Below are 16,999 nucleotides of genomic sequence, written 5' to 3' on the forward strand. Positions count from 1 at the left end.
TAATAAAATCCTTATATTTGAAAACATATCATGGAGAATTTATGAAAAACGTTGATCTTGGACTTTTATTTATACGTTTAGGACTTGGTATCTGTCTTTTTATGCATGGTTTTGGTAAAATTTTACATGGACTTAGTATGGTAAAAGGTATATTAGTAAGTGCTGGTTTGCCTGGATTTTTGGTATATTTTTCTTACCTTGGAGAGGTCTTAGCACCCATTATGCTAATTATTGGTTTTTATTCAAGAGTAGGCGCTATCCTAGTTTTAGGTACTAGTATTACTATTTTATACTCGTACTATGGATTTGCAAATTTATTTGCATTAAATGAGGTTAATGGCTTTAAATCGGAACTTATCTATCTTTATATTGCTATTTCACTTTGTATTCTTTTGATAGGTAGTGGCAAATATGCTGTCAAACAAGACTAATACAAAATAAAGACGGCAGAGTTTTTATAAAATCAAGAATTAGATGAGTAAGTCTAACTTATTAACCGTTATTTAAGTTTATTTTAAATAAAATTAGGTCTTTTTAATAAATTTAGTTGAAAGGAATTATTGTGCCAACCATAAATCAATTGGTCAGAAAAGAACGCAAGAAAGTGACTGTTAAGTCAAAATCTCCAGCGTTAAAAGAGTGCCCTCAAAGAAGAGGAGTTTGCACTAGGGTTTATACTACAACTCCTAAAAAACCAAACTCAGCTTTGAGGAAAGTTGCCAAAGTCAGGCTAACAAGTGGTTTTGAAGTCATCAGCTATATCGGTGGTGAAGGTCACAACCTACAAGAACACAGTATCGTTTTAGTTCGCGGCGGTAGGGTTAAAGACTTACCAGGTGTTAAATATCACATCGTTCGTGGTGCACTTGATACTGCTGGTGTTGCAAAAAGAACAGTTTCTCGTTCTAAATATGGTGCGAAACGCCCTAAAGCTGGTGCTGCAGCTGCAACAAAAAAGTAAAAATTTAGGTTCGCAGACGTTGCTAAAATTTGCAAACGTTTGAGTAAAATTTCATAAAAATTTGAAGGAAAGATCAAAATGAGAAGAAGAAAAGCCCCTGTAAGGGAAGTCTTACCTGATCCGATTTACGGAAATAAAATAATCACTAAATTTATTAATTCTCTTATGTATGATGGCAAAAAAAGCGTCGCTACTGAGATAATGTATGGTGCTATTAAAGCCATAGAAAAGAAAAATGCTGAGGTTAAAGGCATCGACGTTTTTAACGATGCTATTGAAAATGTAAAACCTATTTTAGAAGTTAAATCACGCCGTGTTGGTGGTGCCACTTATCAAGTACCAGTTGAGGTTCGCCCAGCTCGCCAACAAGCTCTTGCTATTCGCTGGCTTATAACTTACGCTAGAAAGAGAAGCGAAAGAACTATGATAGATAAACTAGCGAATGAGCTCTTAGATGCGGCAAACTCAAAAGGTGCATCTTTCAAGAAGAAGGAAGATACTTACAAGATGGCAGAGGCTAATAAAGCATTTGCTCACTACCGCTGGTAAGAAAGAATTAGTATGGCAGAGAGAAAAACGCCTTTACATAAGGTAAGAAATATCGGTATTGCGGCTCACATTGATGCTGGAAAGACAACTACTAGTGAGAGAATTTTATTTTTTACTGGCATGAGCCATAAAATAGGTGAGGTTCATGATGGTGCTGCTACCATGGACTGGATGGAACAAGAAAAAGAGCGTGGTATTACTATTACTTCAGCTGCAACTACGGCATTTTGGAAGGGTTATCAAATAAACCTAATCGACACTCCGGGACACGTTGACTTTACTATCGAAGTTGAGCGTTCTATGCGTGTTCTTGACGGTGCTGTTTCAGTATTTTGTTCTGTTGGAGGTGTTCAACCACAATCAGAAACTGTTTGGAGACAAGCAAATAAATATCACGTACCAAGAATTGTTTTTGTTAATAAAATGGACAGAATTGGTGCAAATTTCTTTAGAGTTGAAGAGCAGATCAGGGAAAGACTAAAAGCAAACCCAATTCCTATTCAAATTCCTATAGGTGCCGAGGATAACTTTAGAGGTGTGGTTGACCTTGTAAGAATGAAAGCTTATGTTTGGAATGATGAGAAAAAACCAACTGACTATGTTGAAGAAGAAATTCCAGCTGAAGTTAAAGAAAAAGCAGAGGAATACCGTGCAAAACTAATCGAAGCAGTTTCAGAGACAGATGATAGCTTGATGGAGAAATTTTTTGCTGGTGAAGAGCTAAGTGAAGAAGAGATCAAAAAAGGCATAAAAGCAGGCTGCTTGAGAATGACTATCACGCCTATGCTTTGCGGAACTGCGTTTAAGAACAAAGGTATCCAACCTCTACTTGATGCTGTTGTTGATTATTTACCAGCTCCAGATGAGATCGCAGCAATAAATGGTGTTTATGAAGATGGCGCTGAAGTAACTGTTGAAAGTACAGATGATGGCGAATTTGCCGCTCTTGCGTTTAAGATTATGACTGACCCATTTGTTGGACAGCTAACATTTATCCGTGTTTATAGAGGAAGCCTTGAAAGTGGTAGCTATGCTTACAACACAGTTCAAGACTGCAAAGAGAGAATCGGTCGTTTGCTAAAAATGCACTCAAATAAACGTGAAGAGATTACTGAGCTTTTTGCTGGTGAGATCGGCGCTGTTGTTGGTCTAAAAAATACTCTAACAGGCGATACTCTAGCAAGTGAAAAAGATAAAGTTATCCTTGAAAGAATGGACTTCCCAGAGCCAGTTATTAGTGTTGCAGTTGAACCAAAAACAAAAGCAGATCAAGAAAAAATGGCGATCGCTCTTCAAAAACTAGCTCAAGAAGATCCAAGCTTTAGAGTTAGCACTGATGAAGAGAGTGGTCAAACTATTATTAGCGGTATGGGTGAGCTTCACTTGGAGATCATAGTTGATCGTATGCTTCGTGAATTTAAAGTTGATGCTGAAGTTGGTCAACCACAAGTTGCTTATCGCGAAACTATTCGTAAGACGGTTGAGCAGGAATATAAGTATGCTAAACAATCAGGCGGTCGTGGTCAATATGGTCACGTATTTTTACGTATTGAGCCGCTCCCAGCTGCTAGTGGATTTGAGTTTGTCAATGATATCAAAGGTGGTGTTGTTCCAAAAGAATATATTCCAGCTGTTGAAAAAGGTTGTAAAGAAGCGCTTCAAAGCGGTGTTCTTGCTGGATATCCAGTTGAAGATGTTAAAGTTACGCTTTTTGATGGTAGCTACCACGAAGTTGACTCATCTGAGATGGCGTTTAAACTTGCTGCTTCAATGGGCTTTAAGGAAGGTGCTAGAAAAGCAGGTGCGGTTATCCTTGAACCTATGATGAAGGTTGAAGTAGAAACTCCAGAAGAGTATATGGGTGATGTTATAGGTGACCTTAATAAACGCCGTGGCCAAGTAAATTCAATGGATGATAGAAATGGTGTGAAGATCATTGCAGCTTATTGTCCATTAGCTCAAATGTTTGGCTATTCAACAGATCTTCGCTCAATGACTCAAGGCCGTGCAACTTATTCAATGGAATTTGATCACTACGAAGAAGTTCCTAAAAATGTAAGTGATGAGATCATTAAAAAGAGAAATGGCTAATTAACCAAAGAAGGGCAGAGTAATCTGTCCTTCAAAAATTATTTATTCTGATAAAATCTATCTACAAAATATATGAATTGTCCTCATAGCTCAGCTGGATAGAGCGTAGAATTCCTAATTCTAAGGCCACAGGTTCGAACCCTGTTGGGGACACCATCCATCATGCAATCATCTTTGTAAAATACAAAGTATCCAAACAAGTATTTTTAAAATATACTAAAATGTGTAATAAGATATAGCAATTTATAAAAATACTCTTATGCTGATCAGTAAATAGAGTAAAAGGAAAAATACAAAGAATAGACTTTTAAAAATAAGATCATAAGTGATATACAAATAAGATAACTAAAATCAAAGAAAAATTTTTATAAAAAATGTGTAATGGTAAGCAGATATATTTTTTATCAATCTAGTCGGTTTATCTATAGATGTATTTGTAGTAGATTTAGTTTTTATTAACACGTTATATTATTAATTTTTATCTAAACTAATAAATTTTATCAACAAAAATTTTTATATATTTAATAATTCGTGCTAATATTTCAAAAATTTATTTAAGGAGAGTAGATGAAAAAAATTTTACTTTTAGGAGCTGTTTGTTGTATGTTGTCAGCTGATGTTAAAACTGTTAATATAAGCCCAGATGAGATCAAAAAATATGATCAGATTATCGATATAAGAACTCCATCTGAGTGGCAAGAGACTGGCGTTATCGCAGGTGCAAAGACTATAACTTTTAATCCAAACGATAAGAGTGCATTTTTAGAGGAGCTTTCAAAGGCAGTTGATATCAAAAAACCTATTGCTCTTGTTTGCAGAAGTGGCAGAAGAAGCACAGCAGCAGCCGCAGCGATAGATAGTTCAGATCTTAAGATAATAAATTTAGATGGAGGCATGAGTAGCTTGATCGAGCAAGGCTACAAAACTACACCCTATAAAAAATAGACAAATTTTATAATTCTATATTTGACTACAAGATAATTTTATTTTGTAGTCAAATTTTATATCAAGTAATAAAATTTATTATTTGATTAACTACCGATTAACTCTAACTATATATAATTTCATCATATTTATAATAAAAAAGGAGACAAAATGTCAAAAGTTATTTTACAGTTAAATGTTATTCAGGCTGATGCAAATGCACTTTATATTAAATTTCACGACCTTCACTGGAATGTAAAAGGTATTCAATTTTTTAGCGTTCATGAATACACAGAAAAAGCTTATGAAGATATGAGTGAGATATTTGACGATGCAGCTGAGAGAGCTCTTATGCTTGGTGGCAGACCTATCGTCAAGGCTGAGGAGCTAGCAAAAGTTACTCATATCAAACACGAGCCAAAAGAAATTTACACTCCAACTGAGGTTTTAGAGATTGTCTTGGCTGATTATAAACACCTTTTGGGTGAGTTTAAAAAGCTTGACGAGCTTGCAGAAGGCGATACAACAACTCAAATGTATGCACAAGATCAAATCGCAAAATTTGAAAAAGCGATCTGGATGCTAAACGCAACGCTTAGCAAATAACTACTAGCGGGAGTTTTCCCGCTCTATCTAAATAAATTCTACTTTTTGGCGATATTGATTTTATAAAATTTAAGGAGCCAAAATGAAGATTTCTCAAATCGCAAACTCATATAATAGTTCAAGTCTAAAAGAAAATGTAAAATCAGAAATTTCACTTCATAAAGATGAAAAGGATATCTCTAAAAAAGAGTCTGAAATTACAAATTTAACAGCCAAAGATATTTCAAATAGCTACTTTTTGCAGTATCAAAAAGAGATCGTTAAAAGCAGTAGTTCAAATTTATTAGCCCAAGGTGGCTTAAGCTTTAATGCGCCTAAAAATTTATCAGAAATTTTATCAGGACTTGATCTTGTAAGTATCGGCTATAACGGTAAATCTTTAAACGAGCTAAGTAGTGACGAGGCAAATGATCTTATTAGCGAGAATGGATTTTTTGGTATCACAAATACGGTTGATAGGATAGCTAGCTTTGTGTTAAATGGTGCAGGTGATGACATAGAAAAACTAAAAGCTGGTAGAGAGGGTGTGGCAAAGGGTTTTGAGGATGCGAAGAAAATTTGGGGAGGCGAGCTTCCTGAAATTTCACAAAAAACTATCGAAAAGACTCTTGAGACACTTGATAAAAAGATCGCTGAGCTTGGCGGTAACGTTTTAAATGTTTCAGCTTAACTATATTTAGGCAGGCTCGCCTAAGATAAATTTGTATGATCGTGTATATAAATTTAGATACGAGCCTTTAATTTTCCGCAAAATTTATTTAATCTTAAAAGTTATACTTCGCCGTTTTACACTAAGGAGAAGAGATGAAAGCTAAAATTTTACTTCCACTGGCAACTGCTATCATGTTTTTGGGTTGCTCATTTTTTGAAGACAATCCACCAGTGCGAAAACAGCCAAGACAGGTCATGCAAAATGCACCAGCAAAAAGCTCGATCAAAGGTTTTATAAAAGAGGTTACTTATAAAGATTCAAAATACTGCTATGAAATAGTGGCGAGCGATACAAAAAACCACAAACTTAATAAAGCAAATTTTTGTGCAAATAGATACTATTATGATAAAGGTGACTTGGTCTATGCGACCTTTTATGCAGATAAACTTATAGATATGTTGCTTATAAAAGAGGGTGGCTCTAGTGGCTTATATAATGGTATAAAAAAGCCGCAAAATGAAGTGGTTATTAAAAGAAAAAATGTAAAAACAAATATCGAAGTGCCAAAAGAGGAAAAAATTTCTTTTTAATTACCGTTGATTTACTGCTTGCTTATATAATTTCAACAGCAATCAAAACTAGAACTCCTTTTAAGGGGCAAAGCAATAGCCCCTTTTTCTTTTTACTCATTTTAATTTTTATCCTTAGTCTGTTTAAAATTATCAACTTTTATCTATTCTTGATTAATTACGGTAAACGATCGGTAACTGAAATTAAAAATTTTAAGCTTCATATTAAATTTTATTGATTATAATCGTCAGCACAAAAACCTTAAAAGGAGAAAAAATGAAACTAACAAAAATTAGTTTAGCCGCTTTGGTTGCTTTAGGTGCGTTTTCAAGCGTAGCAAGTGCTACTCCACTTGAAGAAGCTATAAAAAATGTAGATCTTTCAGGATTTGCAAGATATAGATATACAAATACTAGAGATAAAAGTGCTGATGCTTCAGCAACTCCTTCAGAAAATAGAAGTGATGCAAAACACAACTTTAAAATGATCACAAATTTTAAGGCTGCCATCGATGATAATTTCTTTGGTGTTGTTGGTCTAAGATATAATGCAAATGACGGTTCAGGCGATAATGCTAAAGCTGGAACAGATAAAACAAATACAACTGATTCATTTAAAGTTTATCAATTTTATCTAGGCTACAAAGTAGGTGCTACTACTATAACAGCTGGTAAACAAGTTATAGGTTCATACTTTACTGATGATGCTGTCGGTACTGGTGTAAGAGTAGTAAATGAAGATATCGAAGGTCTTACTCTAACAGCTTTAGCTTTTGATGCGATTGAGGGTAATAATATTGAGAGCGATGGTGATCTATATGATGCTATAGGTAAAGATAAAGATAAAGGAATAAATAAATACGACGTTGGTAATCTATATGCAGCTGGTATCGCTGGCTCATATGATCCTATCAATTTCCAACTATGGTATGCTAGCCTAACAAATCTAGCTGATCTACTTGCAGCTGACGTTTCAGCAAATTTTGCTATTAATGATGATGTTAGTTTAGGTGGTAGAGTTAACTATATAAATACTACTGTAGATAAAAGTGCAAAAGCACATCTTTATAAAGATATAGATGAATCTAATGGCGTTGCAAACTATAATGATGGTAACTTCTATGCTGGCGAACTTACAGCTTCATTATTTGGCTTTGATTTGAGAGCTGGTTATATGGGTTGGAAAGTTGATAATAAAGGTGTAACATCATTTGCTCTTGAAGATAAAGGTAGTCTAATAGATGTTGGTGAGCTTACACTTGATCCAACTTGGGCTGATGGAAAAGCAAACCTAGTATATGGAACAGCTGGATATACATTTGATAAATTTACAGTTGGTGTTGATTACATAAAAGGCCACATTAAACACGCTGCAGCTCCTGACAAAAATGGCAAAGAAAAAGTTGAAGAGGTTACTCCAAGATTTGCATATGAATATAGCAAAAAGCTAACATTTAGCTCATACTATGCATTCAAAACTTCAAAATTTGCTGATGAGGCTAAAAACAAAGAAGATCAATTCAGATTTGAGGCTAAATACTCATTCTAATCGTAGCTCATTAATCAACTTATGATATAATCCCGGGTCGGAGCAATCTGATCCGGGATTTTTAAATTTAGAGCAAAATTTCAAGGAAAATTATGAAAAATATTAAAATTTCTTTTTTGGCGTGTTTTTTGGTGGCAAATGCCTTTGCAGCTTCGCAAGTTTACTATATAGAAGCTCGTGGTGAGTTTGGTAAAGAACTTGTAGAAATGGCAAAAAAGCAGGCCAATGATAGAAATGAAAAAGTAAATGTCTATGTTGATGAAGATCCAAGACGTTATAAAGATAATAGAATTTTAAAATTAGGCGTTGATAGAAAGGGCAGATATAGTGTTTCTTTGGGTAAGGAGCTTTATGAAAAGCAATGTGCTAGCTGTCATGGCGAGAATGCTGATAAAAGGCCATTTGGTTCAATGCCTCTAAAAAATATGGATGCTAAAGATATTGAAGATAGTATCATCTCTTATAGAAGTGACTCAAGTTTTGGTGGAAGCGGTAAAAATGTAATGCAAAACCAAGCCAAAATTCTTTCAAATAATGATCTTGGCGCGATTATCGCCTATCTAAAAGGCAAAGATGCATTTGCTGAACAAGACACAAATGAAAATAAACCGGTCTCTACTCAAACAAAGCAAGGTAGTTATTTAAGATAAGTTTCGCTTTGGTAGCTTTGTCATATTATAAACAAAAGGAAACAGATGTTAAATCCAAAATCATTATTTTTAAGTATGGGCTCAGCTATCGTTTTGATGATAATCTTTGCCATAGCTAGTGGAGCCGCTACGATAATAGAAAGTAAAACTAGCACAGAAGCTGCATGGTACTATGTTTATGGTGCCAGCTGGTTTGCGCTCATTCAACTACTTCTTGGTATAAATTTGACCTATAATATCTTTAGATATAACTTAATAGATCCCAAAAAACTCCCTTCGCTTACCTTTCACCTTGGTTTTATCGTTATCTTAATCGGTGCTGGAATAACAAGATATCTTGGCTTTGAGGCTGATATGCATATAAGAGAAAAAACTCAGTCAAATATCGTTACGACAAAAATATCCTATTTAAATTTAACCGCATTAAACGATAATGGAGAAGAGATAAACGCTGCTTTGCCACTAGGACTTTCTGATGCAAAAAAAGGTTTTGATCTAAAGCTAAAAATAGCAGATAATGAAGCTAATTTAAAATTTAAAGAATTTGTGCCAAATGCAAGTTATAAGTTTGTGGATGATAAAAACGGGCAACCAGTAGTGGAATTTGTGGTTTCAAACGAGAGTGAAAGTGAAGAAATCTTCTTGTTAGAAGAAGAGGAAGCAAGAGTTGCAGATATTAGTTTTATCTTTAATGCTAAGCCAGACGAGAGTAAAAAATATGTACTTTTTAAATTAGTGGACGGAAATTTCACAGTTACTTCAAATACCGATCTTTCAAAATTTACAATGAGTGATAGCTCAAAAACTGAGTTAAAAGCTGGTAGTGTAAATGATTTTGGCATAGGCAGTCTTTATACTATTTCAAATATAAATTTTGCTCCAAGATTAGTTTCTGCTTATGCCTCAAGGAAGCTAGTTAGTACAAAAGATAGCGAATTTAACGCCTTGATAGCTGAATTAAATTATAAAGGCGAGAGTAAAGAGATGCATATTTTTTATAACCTAACAGAGCCTTCACGCTTGGCTGTGGCTGGACAAAAATTTAACGCTTCATGGGGCGCACAGCAAGTTAAACTTCCGTTTAGCTTATACTTAAAAGACTTTGAACTTAAAAGATATCCTGGTTCAAATTCGCCTATGAGCTATTCAAGTGAAGTTATTGTAAAAGATGATACAAATATGTCGGGGCTTGACTATAAAATTTATATGAATCATGTGCTTGACTATGATGGTTATAGATTTTTTCAAAGTTCATACGATACAGATGAAAAAGGAACGATTCTCTCTGTCAATAAAGATCCAGGTAAGATACCAACTTATATCGGGTACTTTTTACTTGGGCTTGGCTTTGTGTTAAATGTTGTAAATCCTGGTAGTCGTTTTAGAAAGCTAGCTAAGTTAATCGATAATGAATCAACAAAAGGCGGTAAAAAGGTTATTGCTATCATTGCCATTATGCTTTTAAGTTTAAATTCTAGCTCATTAAAGGCTGAAGACTTTTTGCCTAATATCAGCAAAGAGCACACACAAAAGCTTTCTAGACTTATTGTGCAAAGCTCAGATGGTAGAATGAAGCCATTTGATACTCTTAGCAAAGAAATTTTAAATAAAATACATAGAAGTGAGAACATAAATAGCCTAAACTCAAATCAAGCAATGCTTTCAATAATGGTAACACCTGATTTTTGGCGAAGTGAAAAAATTATCTCACTTGGGCAAAGTAAAGAGCTAAAAAAAGAGCTTGGCATAGATGAAAATGCAAAGTATGCAAGTTTTAATGACTTTTTTAGAGCCACAAAAGATGGCGGAAGTGAATATAAACTCACAAAATTTGCCGAAATTGCTAATCGTAAGCACCCTGGATCACGCAATACATTTGATAAAGATGTGATAAAGATCGACGAGAGATTGAATGTTTTTTATATGATATTTATTGGTGAAATTTTTAAAATTTTTCCAAAACAAGATGACCCATCAAACTCTTGGTATTCGCCTGCTAGTGCAATGATGTACTTTCCGCCTAAGGAGGCCGATCTAGTCATTAATATGATGAGAGAGTATTTTGCAGCAGTTGATGCAGCAACAAAAGATAGTGATTGGAACAAGGCTGATGCTGCACTTGATAAAATTTCAGCCTATCAGCAAAAGTACGGCTCTGCTGTAATGCCAAGTGAAGAAAAGATAAATATAGAAATTTTGTTTAATAAAATTCAAATTTTTGAGCGATTGACACCGGTTTATCTTTTGGCTGGCCTTGCGCTTTTATTTTTTGTTTTTGTCAAAATGCTAGCTCCAAAAGTTCAGATAAATGGCATTGTAAGAGTTGTATACATTATAAATTTACTAGCTTTTCTTGCTCATACTGTCGGACTTGGGCTTCGTTGGTACATTGCTGAGCATGCGCCTTGGAGTAACGCTTATGAATCGATGGTCTATATCGCTTGGGCTCTAGGATTTTCTGGTATCGTCTTTGCAAAACGTAGCCCTATCGCTCTTGCTCTTACGTCTATATTGGCTGGTGTTACATTATTTGTTGCGCACCTTAGCTGGATGGATCCACAGATCACTACACTTGTGCCAGTGCTTCAAAGCTACTGGCTAACAATACACGTTTCTGTCATTACTGCAAGTTATGGATTTTTAGGGCTTTGCGCGTTACTTGGTGGCTTTACACTATTGCTTATCATTTTACAAAATAAGAAAAAGCCAAATCCAGAAATTTCTCGCAATATCCTCGAAGCTACCCGTATAAATGAGATGGCTATGATACTAGGACTTAGCTTGCTTACTCTTGGAAATTTCCTGGGCGGTGTTTGGGCGAACGAGAGTTGGGGTAGATATTGGGGCTGGGATAGTAAGGAGACTTGGGCGCTAGTTTCGATACTTGTTTATGCCGCAGTTCTTCATATAAGATTTATCCCAAAACTAAACAACCAGTATGCATTTGCAGTGGCTTCGTTCTTTGCCTATTGGTCGATTATTATGACTTATTTTGGTGTAAATTTTTATTTAGCTGGCATGCACTCGTATGCAGCTGGCGATCCATTACCAGTGCCTGATTTTGTCTGGATTAGTATCATGATAATGGTGCTTATGAGTGTTTTAGCATTTACAAAGCGATCACTTTGCTCAAGGCTTTAGATGCTAATAAAAGGCCTAATAGTTTTCTTTATTGTATTGCTTTTAATCGCAATTTGTGCGTTAATCTATTTACTTTTAAGAAATAGAGATTATAGCGCCGAAATAAAGGACCTTGCATTAGAAAAAGAAGAGATAACGATTGAAAAGCTTGAAAAGCTTGCTGGTGATAATAGCCTAAGTAAAAACGAGCTTTTCGAACTTATTCAAATCTTTGTAGGAAATTTTAGTATACCAGCCAAAAATAACCAAATCATGCCAAAAGAAGCAAATAACTATATAAATTTCATAATTTTAATCTGCTCTCATAAAAATTCTGATGCAAAGCTCATTAGTTTTTTAGACAAAGAGGCTAAAAAGAAAAATCCAAGCTACATTGTTGAAATAGAAGAGAGTGAGAAAATTGGCATAGAAAATCGTAAAAATCGTAGATAAATTTATTCAAAAAAGTGTAGTTAAAATATCTTAAAATTAAATTTGGTATAAAAATGAGTTCTTATGATTTTGATTCTATGTACGTGATATTTCTTATTTTATTTTCAATCGTATTGCCTATATTTTCGATAATCCCTGCAGGTAGATATAATATAAAGGTTTATACGAGTAAATTTGATCTAATTGGACTTCATCTAATTTTTCCAATTATTATATTGCCTGCTTTGGTAGGTACTTTTATTTTAGTTTGTAGCTTTTTAAATATTTCAGATTATGCTGGTTTAGGCTTTATATTCTATGCTTTTTTGATTCTAATGATAGCTTATATAATTTATGGTTTTTATGTTTGCATCAAATATAACTACGGCTTTTTTCATTGCATTGTAGCGCTTTTTTTAAGATTTAATTATGTTACCCCGCTTATTTATCTGCTCTTTTTAGGCGGAAAAAACTACAAAGATGACAAAGAGATAACCTCTAAAAATATTAAAGACTTAAATCTTTTCGATCAGTTTAGATTTTCTATTTATAATTTAATTGCTATTAGAAACTAAAAGTATTTTAAGGGCATTAAAGGTTTTGCAATTAGAGAAAATGCCAAAAAGCAAGAGAAATTTTACATTTAGTTTTTGCTTAGTTTTTAGGTCTTTTTTGTTTTTAAAATTTTAGTCCAAAGCAGGTTTTTGTTTTGTCTTGTCGTTTTTAAGTTTATCTTTTTTGGCTTCAAACTCAGCTATTACATTTGCATCAGGAAATAAATATCCATCCTCAACCATCAGATCAACTGCTTTTTTAAACATAGGCAAGGCACTTTGAGCACCAAAGTAGTAGTAAGGTCTTTTAGGATCCCTTGCTAAAACGCCTATTGTGTAGCTATTGCCTCTTGTGTCATTTACAAAGCCAAAAAATGAGCCATTGTAGGTATTGCTGTATCCACCACTACCTGAGGCAATGTGTGCAGTTCCAGTCTTGCCACCTATCTCAAGTCCTGGCGTAAAGGCTTTTAGTCCAGTACCTTTCTCAACCGTTTTTATTAAAATTCTCTTCATTATCTTTGCGGTCTCTTGTGATACAACTTGAGCTGGCTCGGACTTTGGCAAATCGTATCTTTTTCCATTTCTCTCTAAGTATGCAACCATGTGAGGAGTAACTTCAATGCCTTTATTATTAAATGTATTATAGGCTTTTAAAAGCTGCATAAATGTAGCTTGCAATCCGTATCCATAGCTCACAGTTGCCTTATATGTCGATGAGTTTAGCTTTGTAACTGTTGGCATCATACCTACTTGCTCGTAAGGTAGATCTATGCCAGTCTTTCTTGAAAAGCCAAAATTTAAAAGTCCTTGATAAATTTGTGGACCATTTAAACGTTCAACAAGTTGAATCATACCGATGTTTGAGCTATGTACGATTATATCTTCAGCACTCATAAAAGGCTCTGGATGGGTATCTTTAATTATCCTTTTACCAAGTTGATATCGGCCACTATAGGTATTTACAAGCTCAAATGGATTTACTTTCTTCTCCTGAAGTAAGATGGAAAATATAAATGGCTTAAAAACTGAGCCAACTTCATAAGCATATTCACTAACGGTCGAATTTAGAGCGCTATAATCTTGCTTTCTTATGTTTGAAGGATCATATCTTGAGCTAGAGGCTAGAGCTAAAATTTCTCCATTTTTGCTATTCATTATACAGATGACTAGCTCTTTTGCATCTAGAAATTCACGCTTTTCATCTAAAATTTGCTCTAGTTTGGTTTGAAATTTTAATGGTATAGAAAGCACCGCATTGTAGCCATCTACTCTTGTTGCTAAATTCGAGTCACTTGTTAAAATGATATTGTTTCCAATATCACGAGGCCCTAAAATTTTTGCATTTTGTATAGGAGCTAAATAATCTTCATAATATCTCTCAAGACCTTTTACGCCTTTGCTTTTTGTAAGTGTGTCACTTTCGGTTTTGCTCACGTAGCCAATAGCTGGTGTGAGAGCATCTTTTGACATAAATTTACGATTTTGTCCGCTCTCCATTACTCTCATACCCTGAAATGAAGCAAGGCCTGTTTTTGGGTCAAGATATGAAACCAAAATACTCTTGCGATTTAGCTTTCTTGAGAGCTCTTGAAGGTAGGTAGCACCCTTTGCATCAATACTATATGAGAGTGTAACGATACCTTTTGTACCATTTATGATCTTTCTTACTTTGTTTGGATCGTCGCCGCTGTAAAGCGAATATAGCTTGATAAACATCTCTTTTTTATTAGGATCAATATTTCTAGTGTCAAGCATTACTTTGTAGAGTTTTTGACTTGAAGAGATGCTAAAGCCATCTTTTGTGATTATATTACCACGAATTGCTGTGTTTATATCGCTTGTTTGAAGTCTAGGAAGCTTTCGCTCGATACTTGCTCTATAAAATATGACAAGCACAAATATTGAAATTCCAAAAGTAATTAATAAAAAAAGTATGGTTATTTTTGATTTTCTGGAATTCATTAATGACTTAAATTTGTGTTCTAGAAATTTCTTTATAAGCACTTAGTGCTTTGTTGCGAATTTCTAGCATAAGCTTCATGCTAGTCTCTGCTTTACCTATCGCAATAGCAGCTTGGTGAAGATCTTTTACCTCGCCAGTTGCAAGATCAGCTATGGCTTTATCAGCGTTTATTTGGACTTTATTTAGCTCTTTTAAAGAGTCGTTTAAAGCATTTTCGAAGCCACCTTGTTCGCCTGCTTTTGCTATTTTATTTGAATTTTCATTTTTATTTATTTTGTCTAAATTTATACTATTTATCATTATGCTTGTCCTGAAATAAGTGATATTGCACTTTGTGCTATTGTTTTTGCGTTTTGAAAGGCTGCCACGTTTGCTTGATATGCTCTTGTTGCTTCAAGTAGGTCAGACATCTCAATAACCGGATTTATATTTGGAAATGCGACGTAGCCATTTGCATTTGCGTCTGGATGGCTCGGGTCATATTTTAGCTGAAAGTCCTTATCGTCACGCACCACTTTATCTACGATCACGCTAGTTAGAGCAGGGTGAGCGTTTCTTGGTGAGCTTGGGTCGTCGAGTGGATTTTCATACTCGAGTAGACTTTGTGAGCTTTTAAGCTGATCGTTTAAAATTTTATCAAAGTTCATCTCCTTAAAGATGACCTCTTGCCTTCTATAAGGGCCACCTTCAGCTGTTCTTGTGGTTTGAGCATTTGCTATGTTTGAGCTGATGACGTTCATCCTGAAGCGTTGTGCGCTTAGTCCGTATCCGCTAATATCAAAATCATTTAAGTATGACATCATCTCTCCTAGTTCTTAGCACTTGCGTCTATTACGCTTTTAAAGATATTGCCCTGAGCCTTGTAGGCGTTATCAAGAGCGTTTATCATAACTGTATTTTTGCCCATTTCTGTTGTCTCAACATCAAGATCAACTGTGTTTGCGTCATTTCTAGCCATGTGACCATCACGCAAGAAAATTTGAGCTGTGTCGCTTTTTGGAAAATCAACCACAGCCATATGCGCTTCGTTTGTCTTAGCAAGCTGTAGCCTTTTTTGGCTTGAAGTGTTATAAATTTCATTTGCTTTTTCTTTTAAGACATCTTCAAATCTTATATCTCTAGCTTTATAAAATGGTGTATCAACATTTGCAAGATTGCCAGAGATTAGTTTTTGGCGTAGTTCTCTGCCTGCAAGAGCTGATTCAACAAGTGGGCTAGATTTTGATTTATCTAAAACAAACATTTAAAATCCTTATGAAATTTCACATTTTTATAAGCAAACGATGTTCCAAATATAGGGCAAATTTATTTTGTCTCATAAATTTTTGCCAGATCTTCTTTCATTTTTGTGACTTTTATACCACCAAGATAGTATTTTACTCCGTATTGTCCGCTATCTACGTCTGTTAAAATTTGATATTCGCCATTTTTTATCACGACCTTAAAAGGTAGTGCGATCTCGTGTTTGTATTCGATGTCTCTTACGATCTGCTCGGCAAGTCTGTCATTTATCTTTTGATCGTTTGTTATGAAGTAGTAGGCGTTAAATTTTTGCATAAATTCGTGCAAAACATACTCATTTGTGACATTTTCAAAATGAGTTAGTCCAATTAGTGTAAATTTATCTTTGTTTTCAAGCTGATATTTTGTAAGCTCAGCTGCCTCTTTTTGGCAAGGTGGGCAAAATGTACCAAAAATATCGATCATTAAAACTTTATTTTCATCATTTTTGATAGCAAAGCCATGATTTTTTCGAACTAAAGTAAGCTCCTTGCCGCTTACATCTACAAGCTTAACCTCTTCATTTGGACTAAATTCTTTAAAATTTACACTACTGCTCTCATCGTCACCACAGCCAAAAAAAGCAAATAAAGTGATTATTAAAACAAGCAAATTCTTCATCTTATCCCTTAAACATATCTTTTTATGGCAGCTCTTGCCTCTTTGTCTGCCTCGCGTCTTTTTAGAGTCTCGCGCTTGTCGTGTAAATTTTTACCTTTTGCGAGTGCAAGCCTTGCTTTTACGATGTTTTTATCACTCAAATAAAGTGCTAAAACAACTAGTGCTAGTCCATCTTGTGAGACTTGACCGAAAATTTTATCGATCTGCTTTCTATGCATCAAAAGTTTTCTGGCTGCTCGCTCATTTGGACGAAATGCGCTATGTGTAGTCTCAAGATAGCTAATGTGGGCGTTTAATAAAAAAAGCTCACCCTTTATGACACGCACAAAGCTATCTTTTAAATTTGCTCTACCAGCCCTTAGTGCTTTGACTTCGCTACCTTTTAATACAATGCCAGCCTCGAAGGTCTCAAGTATACTAAAGTCGTGCAGAGCTTTCTTGTTTTTTGCTAGATCTTTTATCAAAATTTTACCT

Annotated in this window: 19 protein-coding genes and 1 tRNA gene; 14 read left to right on the top strand and 6 right to left on the bottom strand. The window is 34.8% G+C overall.

What is annotated here, in order from left to right:
* Positions 1-41: 41 nt before the first annotated feature.
* From CVT15_RS03325 to CVT15_RS03390, 14 genes are all read left to right on the top strand, one after another.
* Positions 42-431 (top strand): DoxX family protein, encoded by a 390-nt coding sequence (locus CVT15_RS03325; RefSeq protein ID WP_103576750.1) that lies wholly within the window; start codon positions 42-44, stop codon positions 429-431.
* A 131-nt stretch (positions 432-562) separates the two neighbouring features.
* Positions 563-961: a 30S ribosomal protein S12 gene (rpsL, locus tag CVT15_RS03330; protein WP_021090705.1), complete on the top strand. Its 399-nt coding sequence runs from the start codon at positions 563-565 to the stop codon at positions 959-961.
* Positions 962-1,039: 78 nt separating this feature from the next.
* A complete protein-coding gene (rpsG, locus tag CVT15_RS03335) occupies positions 1,040-1,510 on the top strand; it encodes a 30S ribosomal protein S7 (protein WP_021090980.1) in 471 nt (156 codons plus the stop codon).
* 12 nt (positions 1,511-1,522) lie between these two features.
* Positions 1,523-3,601, top strand: a complete 2,079-nt coding sequence (gene fusA, locus CVT15_RS03340) for an elongation factor G (protein WP_087576841.1) — start codon at positions 1,523-1,525, stop codon at positions 3,599-3,601.
* Positions 3,602-3,680: 79 nt separating this feature from the next.
* Positions 3,681-3,757, top strand: a tRNA-Arg gene (locus tag CVT15_RS03345).
* Between the two features lie 411 nt (positions 3,758-4,168).
* Positions 4,169-4,546 (top strand): rhodanese-like domain-containing protein, encoded by a 378-nt coding sequence (locus CVT15_RS03350; RefSeq protein ID WP_021090898.1) that lies wholly within the window; start codon positions 4,169-4,171, stop codon positions 4,544-4,546.
* A 150-nt stretch (positions 4,547-4,696) separates the two neighbouring features.
* A complete protein-coding gene (locus tag CVT15_RS03355; protein WP_021090517.1) occupies positions 4,697-5,131 on the top strand; it encodes a Dps family protein in 435 nt (144 codons plus the stop codon).
* 82 nt (positions 5,132-5,213) lie between these two features.
* Complete coding sequence (locus CVT15_RS03360) at positions 5,214-5,801, top strand: hydrogenase-4 component G (protein ID WP_103576464.1); 588 nt, start codon at positions 5,214-5,216, stop codon at positions 5,799-5,801.
* Between the two features lie 134 nt (positions 5,802-5,935).
* Positions 5,936-6,373 carry a hypothetical protein gene (locus CVT15_RS03365; RefSeq protein WP_107897981.1) on the top strand — a complete coding sequence of 146 codons (438 nt, stop codon included), beginning with the start codon at positions 5,936-5,938 and terminating at the stop codon, positions 6,371-6,373.
* A 256-nt stretch (positions 6,374-6,629) separates the two neighbouring features.
* Positions 6,630-7,901, top strand: a complete 1,272-nt coding sequence (locus CVT15_RS03370) for a major outer membrane protein (RefSeq protein WP_107897980.1) — start codon at positions 6,630-6,632, stop codon at positions 7,899-7,901.
* A gap of 92 nt (positions 7,902-7,993) precedes the next feature.
* Complete coding sequence (locus tag CVT15_RS03375) at positions 7,994-8,551, top strand: c-type cytochrome (protein WP_107897979.1); 558 nt, start codon at positions 7,994-7,996, stop codon at positions 8,549-8,551.
* A gap of 45 nt (positions 8,552-8,596) precedes the next feature.
* Positions 8,597-11,692: a cytochrome c biogenesis protein CcsA gene (ccsA, locus tag CVT15_RS03380; RefSeq protein ID WP_103576467.1), complete on the top strand. Its 3,096-nt coding sequence runs from the start codon at positions 8,597-8,599 to the stop codon at positions 11,690-11,692.
* Positions 11,693-12,124 carry a fatty-acid--CoA ligase gene (locus CVT15_RS03385; protein WP_103576468.1) on the top strand — a complete coding sequence of 144 codons (432 nt, stop codon included), beginning with the start codon at positions 11,693-11,695 and terminating at the stop codon, positions 12,122-12,124.
* A gap of 53 nt (positions 12,125-12,177) precedes the next feature.
* Positions 12,178-12,678: a hypothetical protein gene (locus CVT15_RS03390; RefSeq protein WP_230853971.1), complete on the top strand. Its 501-nt coding sequence runs from the start codon at positions 12,178-12,180 to the stop codon at positions 12,676-12,678.
* 111 nt (positions 12,679-12,789) lie between these two features.
* Here the strand turns inward: CVT15_RS03390 and CVT15_RS03395 are convergent, their stop codons facing one another.
* The 6 genes from CVT15_RS03395 to smpB all read right to left on the bottom strand — a co-directional run bounded on the left by CVT15_RS03395 (position 12,790) and on the right by smpB (position 16,986).
* Complete coding sequence (locus tag CVT15_RS03395; RefSeq protein ID WP_103576481.1) at positions 12,790-14,622, bottom strand: peptidoglycan D,D-transpeptidase FtsI family protein; 1,833 nt, start codon at positions 14,620-14,622, stop codon at positions 12,790-12,792.
* 7 nt (positions 14,623-14,629) lie between these two features.
* On the bottom strand, positions 14,630-14,923 hold the full coding sequence (fliE, locus tag CVT15_RS03400; RefSeq protein WP_054196419.1) for a flagellar hook-basal body complex protein FliE: 294 nt from the start codon (positions 14,921-14,923) through the stop codon (positions 14,630-14,632).
* Positions 14,923-15,423, bottom strand: a complete 501-nt coding sequence (gene flgC, locus CVT15_RS03405) for a flagellar basal body rod protein FlgC (protein WP_054196420.1) — start codon at positions 15,421-15,423, stop codon at positions 14,923-14,925. The genes fliE and flgC overlap by 1 nt, the downstream gene beginning before the upstream one ends.
* Before the next feature lie 8 nt (positions 15,424-15,431).
* The gene (gene flgB / locus CVT15_RS03410; protein WP_103576469.1) at positions 15,432-15,866 is read right to left on the bottom strand and encodes a flagellar basal body rod protein FlgB; all 435 of its coding nucleotides are present in this window, start codon (positions 15,864-15,866) and stop codon (positions 15,432-15,434) included.
* A 62-nt stretch (positions 15,867-15,928) separates the two neighbouring features.
* The gene (locus CVT15_RS03415; protein ID WP_103576470.1) at positions 15,929-16,525 is read right to left on the bottom strand and encodes a thioredoxin; all 597 of its coding nucleotides are present in this window, start codon (positions 16,523-16,525) and stop codon (positions 15,929-15,931) included.
* An 8-nt stretch (positions 16,526-16,533) separates the two neighbouring features.
* On the bottom strand, positions 16,534-16,986 hold the full coding sequence (smpB, locus tag CVT15_RS03420) for an SsrA-binding protein SmpB (protein ID WP_035170093.1): 453 nt from the start codon (positions 16,984-16,986) through the stop codon (positions 16,534-16,536).
* Positions 16,987-16,999: the final 13 nt, after the last annotated feature.

Origin of the sequence: Campylobacter concisus (assembly GCF_003048595.2) — a bacterium.
GTDB classification, from domain to species: Bacteria; Campylobacterota; Campylobacteria; order Campylobacterales; family Campylobacteraceae; genus Campylobacter_A; species Campylobacter_A concisus_L.

Excerpts from the sequence above, each read along its gene's own strand:
- CVT15_RS03325 (WP_103576750.1), top strand. The coding sequence starts at position 42 with ATGAAAAACGTTGATCTTGGACTTTTATTTATACGTTTAGGACTTGGT.
- rpsG (WP_021090980.1), top strand. The coding sequence starts at position 1,040 with ATGAGAAGAAGAAAAGCCCCTGTAAGGGAAGTCTTACCTGATCCGATT.
- fusA (WP_087576841.1), top strand. The coding sequence starts at position 1,523 with ATGGCAGAGAGAAAAACGCCTTTACATAAGGTAAGAAATATCGGTATT.
- CVT15_RS03350 (WP_021090898.1), top strand. The coding sequence starts at position 4,169 with ATGAAAAAAATTTTACTTTTAGGAGCTGTTTGTTGTATGTTGTCAGCT.
- CVT15_RS03355 (WP_021090517.1), top strand. The coding sequence starts at position 4,697 with ATGTCAAAAGTTATTTTACAGTTAAATGTTATTCAGGCTGATGCAAAT.
- CVT15_RS03360 (WP_103576464.1), top strand. The coding sequence starts at position 5,214 with ATGAAGATTTCTCAAATCGCAAACTCATATAATAGTTCAAGTCTAAAA.
- CVT15_RS03365 (WP_107897981.1), top strand. The coding sequence starts at position 5,936 with ATGAAAGCTAAAATTTTACTTCCACTGGCAACTGCTATCATGTTTTTG.
- CVT15_RS03370 (WP_107897980.1), top strand. The coding sequence starts at position 6,630 with ATGAAACTAACAAAAATTAGTTTAGCCGCTTTGGTTGCTTTAGGTGCG.
- CVT15_RS03375 (WP_107897979.1), top strand. The coding sequence starts at position 7,994 with ATGAAAAATATTAAAATTTCTTTTTTGGCGTGTTTTTTGGTGGCAAAT.
- ccsA (WP_103576467.1), top strand. The coding sequence starts at position 8,597 with ATGTTAAATCCAAAATCATTATTTTTAAGTATGGGCTCAGCTATCGTT.
- CVT15_RS03385 (WP_103576468.1), top strand. The coding sequence starts at position 11,693 with ATGCTAATAAAAGGCCTAATAGTTTTCTTTATTGTATTGCTTTTAATC.
- CVT15_RS03390 (WP_230853971.1), top strand. The coding sequence starts at position 12,178 with ATGAGTTCTTATGATTTTGATTCTATGTACGTGATATTTCTTATTTTA.
- CVT15_RS03395 (WP_103576481.1), bottom strand. The coding sequence starts at position 14,622 with ATGAATTCCAGAAAATCAAAAATAACCATACTTTTTTTATTAATTACT.
- fliE (WP_054196419.1), bottom strand. The coding sequence starts at position 14,923 with ATGATAAATAGTATAAATTTAGACAAAATAAATAAAAATGAAAATTCA.
- flgC (WP_054196420.1), bottom strand. The coding sequence starts at position 15,423 with ATGTCATACTTAAATGATTTTGATATTAGCGGATACGGACTAAGCGCA.
- flgB (WP_103576469.1), bottom strand. The coding sequence starts at position 15,866 with ATGTTTGTTTTAGATAAATCAAAATCTAGCCCACTTGTTGAATCAGCT.
- CVT15_RS03415 (WP_103576470.1), bottom strand. The coding sequence starts at position 16,525 with ATGAAGAATTTGCTTGTTTTAATAATCACTTTATTTGCTTTTTTTGGC.